The sequence below is a fragment of the Streptomyces sp. CLV115 genome (assembly GCF_038448545.1).
GTDB classification, from domain to species: Bacteria; Actinomycetota; Actinomycetes; order Streptomycetales; family Streptomycetaceae; genus Streptomyces; species Streptomyces sanglieri.
Genome location: NZ_JBCEWQ010000298.1, coordinates 1 through 3,787 on the forward strand (window position 1 = coordinate 1; position 3,787 = coordinate 3,787).

Below are 3,787 nucleotides of genomic sequence, written 5' to 3' on the forward strand. Positions count from 1 at the left end.
GTGCCGGGGGTGTTGCCCGGGGTCGGGGTGGCCGGGGGCGGGGTCTCGCCGGTTTCCGGGAGGCAGCCGGTGAACGGGAAGTGGTGCGTCTCCGCGCCGCCCGAGCCGTGCAGCGAGGCGACCCACACCGAGCCGTTGACGGGGGCGCCGGTGCCCAGCTCCAGGTGTGCCTTGGGCGCCAGCACGCTGCCGGGCCAGGCGGCCTGGCTGCTCTTGGTGACCGCGGTGGCGTCGGGGAAGTTCCACAGCAGGCGGGCGCGGACCTTGCCGTCGGAGGCGCTCTGGAGCTTGTCGTCCAGTACGTAGTCCTGGCCGCCGGAGAGGAAGAATCCGGTGGTGCCGGCCTTGGCCATGTCGTACGTCGTGCCGCTGACGTTGACGATCGCGGTGGCGCCGGCGGGGACCTTGAGGTAGATGTCCTTGGCGCCTTCGAGCTGTTCGGCCGTCACCTCGAAGATGTTGCGGGTGGTGTTCCCGCCCTCCAGGGTGAGCTTGCTGCCGCTCAGTTCCACTTCGGTGCCGCTGGTCGCCGGTTCCTTCGCCAGTGCGGCGGAGTAGGACCGGAGCTTGCCGAACTCGGCGTCGAAGTCGATCAGTCCGGCGTTCTTGCTGAAGGTGCCGGAGTGCATTTCGAGGGCGCGGTCGCTGACCTTGCCGCCGACGACCGCGTTGCCCTTCATCACCGCGGTGACGGAACTGCCGTTGAGCAGGTCACCGCGGACGACGAGGGACGCCCGGCCGGGCAGGGCGTCGACCTCGGCGGCCGTCAGTTCGTTGGCGGCGCTGAAGCCGCCGCGGAAGTCGGCGTTGCCACCTACGGCCACCGCGCCTTCCGCGTCGGGGGTGTGGACGTCGTCACCGAGGACGAACTCGCCGTACTTTCCGGCGATTCCGAAGGCGTCGGTGGTGCAGGCCGCGGCATCGGCGGCGGGGGTGGCCTGTGCGGCCGGGACGGCCGTCAGGCCGAGGACGAGGGCTCCGCCGAGCACTGCGGACGCGGCGGCGGCGGTTGCGGATATGCGCATGGGGGCGTGTCTCTCCAGCGGAGGTGCTTGTAAAGATTCCGTGGCGGCTTCGGCCAAGTTCTTCACACAATAGGATATTGGTCAAGACCAATGCGCAGAGTTCTGCTCTGTCCGGCTGTCAGTTCCGGCCCCGCGCCGCTGTCAGTTCCGGACCCGCGCGCCGCTGTCGGTACCTGGCCCCGTGCCTCTGCCGGTGCCTGGCCCCGCGCCGCTGTCAGTTCTTGGCCCCGGGCCGTCGGCCGCCCCCGGGCCGCCGGCCTACTTCCCTGTGACGTAGGCGTTCCAGATCCGGAGCGGGAAGACATTGCCGCGCCCCGAATCGGGACCGCCCACCCCCTGCATCCCCAGCAGTTGAGGGGTGCCCGGCTTGTTGCGGAACATCGTGACGGCCGTGGTCAGTCCTTCGGTCTGGCCGATGAACCAGGCCGACTTCATCCGGTCGTCCTCGCCGGTCGCACCCGCCGAGAGGCTGCCGGCAGCCCGGGTCCTGGCGAACGTGCCGAACTTCCCGTCCTGCCCCAGCCGCGTCCAGGCCAGCATCCCCAGGGTGTTGTTCACGTCGTCGGCCACCGAGGCGTCCATCGCGCGCCGGGGCTCGGGCTTCCCGAAGCCCTCGACCTTCTCGCCGTCCCGGGTCATCCCGGTCACCGAGTAGGGGTCGGCCCGCATGCCCTTGTTGCTGAAGGCGGTGTACGCGTCCGCCATCCTGACGGCGCTCGGTGTGGACGTACCGAGGGGAAAGGACTTGTCCAGACGGGCCAGGCTCTCCTTGTGCAGCCCGGCCGACAGCGCCAGTTCCTTCACCTTCTTCAGCCCGATGTCCTTGCCGAGCAGCGTGAAGGTGGCGTTGGACGACTTGATCAGCGCATCGCGCAGGGGCGTCGGCGCCGTGACCATCGCCCGGCCGGGACCGGCGCCCGGCTGGGCGGGAAGCGCCGTGTACGGGCCGCCCTTGACCAGCTGCCCCCCACTGTCGTAACCGCTGTCGAGAGAGATCCCGTCGCCGTGCTGAAGGGCTGCGGCCAGCACGAAGGGCTTGAAGGCCGAGCCGATGGGGACGCCCGCCGTGTCGGCGTTGTTGGCGAAGTGGGTGATCGCGTCGGCTCCGCCGTACACCGCGACCACGGCCCCGTCGGCGCGCACGGACGCGGCGCCGACCTCGACGTACTTGTCCTCGGCGCGCTTCTTCGGGTCGAGGTCCCGCTTGCGCACACTGCGCACGGCCCGCTCCAACTGCCCCACCCTGGCCTTGTCGAAGGTGGTGTGCACCCGGTAGCCGCCCCGGAAGAGGTCCTTGTCGGTGAGGCCCGAACGCTTCTTGATGTACTTGTTGGCGATGTCGACGAGATAGCCGGTCTGGCCGCCGAGGCTGGTCGGCTTCGTGGCCGGCTTCGGCTCGGGGAACTTCCGGTACGCGGCCCGTTCGGCCTTCGTCATCGTCCCGGTCTCCACCTGCCGGTCGAGGATCCACCCCCAGCGGGCGACGGCGCGTTCGTGGTTGCCCCCGCCGCCCGCGGGGTCGTACTGCTCCGCCCCCTTGAGCAGGGAGGCGAGCAGCGCCGCCTGACTGGCGTCGAGGTCCTTCGCCGGGATTCCGTAGTACGCGTTCGCCGCTGCCTGGATGCCGTAGGCGCCGCGGCCGAACCAGCTGGTGTTCAGATACCCCTGGAGGATCTCCTTCTTGCTCTGCTTGTTGTTCAGCTTCAGCGAGATGAAGAATTCCTTGAACTTCCGGGTGGCCGACTGCTTCTGGCTGAGATAGGTGTTCTTCACGTACTGCTGGGTGATGGTGGAACCGCCCTGGGTCTCACCGCCCTTGACGATGCTCACGGCCGCACGGGCGATGCCCGTCGCCGATACCCCCGGGTCGGAGTAGAAGGTCTCGTTCTCGGCGGCGATGACCGCGTTCTCCACCGAATCGGGTATGTCGGCGAGTGTGACGTTCTGCCGGTCGACCGCGCCCACGCTCACCAGCCGGCTGCCGTCGGCCCAGTAGTAGACGGTGCCCTGTCTGCGCGCCTCGTCGTTCTCGTTCGGGATGTCGACGGACGCGTACACCACGGCGAACAGGCCGGCCAGCGCGACGGTTCCGAGCAGGAATCCGCTCAGCACCTGCCGCCACGAGGGGATCCAGCGGCGCCAAGTGCGCTTCCCCCGGCGGGGGTAGTCGATGCCGAGTCCGGAAGGGCGGATCGCGCGCATGGGGCGGATGGGGCGGATGGGACTTCGGGCCATGCTCCAGCTCCTCGTACACCGTCCCGTACCGGTGGCGCGGGGCTTGTGAGAGAGGATGTTCCGGATCGCGATCCGGTTGTCCCGAAGTCCGTCCGGGTGTGCGGCGTGTCAGGCGAGGCCGGCCTCTTCCAGAGCGGATCTCGCGCAGGCCCGTACGAGGGGGTCCTCCTCGGACCCTCCGGCGGCCATCAGGGCCTCGGCGACCGCCGGGTCGTCCGAGGCGTAGGGGCCGAGCGCCATCGCCGCGTACTGGCGCACCAGATCCTCCTCGGGGTCGTTCAGCGCCGCCAGCAGGGCCCTGCCCGCGCGGTGGCGCAGGTCGGGGTCGGCCGGGGGCCACAGGCGCAGGACCGTGGCGGCCTCGGTGCGGGCGAGGTCGTACTCGCCCGCGTCGGCGACCACCGAGACGAGGAACGGGTGCGCGGCCGCGTTGTCGTCCAGTTCGGCGACGATCTCGCGTTTCCTGTCGCTGTCGGCCGGCAGAGCGCGGAACTCCTCGACGAGGCGGGCGAGGCGGGCAGCGGGGG

The 3,787-nt window shown here is 70.1% G+C and carries 3 protein-coding genes; all 3 read right to left on the bottom strand.

Annotation, left to right across the window (positions count from 1 at the left end; genetic code table 11):
• The coding region (locus AADR41_RS41460; RefSeq protein ID WP_342287597.1) for a choice-of-anchor A family protein at positions 1–1,025 on the bottom strand (1,025 nt) is incomplete at its 3' end.
• Positions 1,026–1,283: 258 nt separating this feature from the next.
• On the bottom strand, positions 1,284–3,260 hold the full coding sequence (locus tag AADR41_RS41465) for a transglycosylase domain-containing protein (RefSeq protein ID WP_342287599.1): 1,977 nt from the start codon (positions 3,258–3,260) through the stop codon (positions 1,284–1,286).
• 108 nt (positions 3,261–3,368) lie between these two features.
• Positions 3,369–3,787: HEAT repeat domain-containing protein (locus AADR41_RS41470; protein WP_342287600.1), on the bottom strand; the 419-nt coding region annotated here is incomplete at its 5' end.

What these genes read in the sequence shown, in the direction of transcription:
- AADR41_RS41465 (WP_342287599.1), bottom strand. Translation starts at nt 3,260, where the DNA reads ATGGCCCGAAGTCCCATCCGCCCCATCCGCCCCATGCGCGCGATCCGC.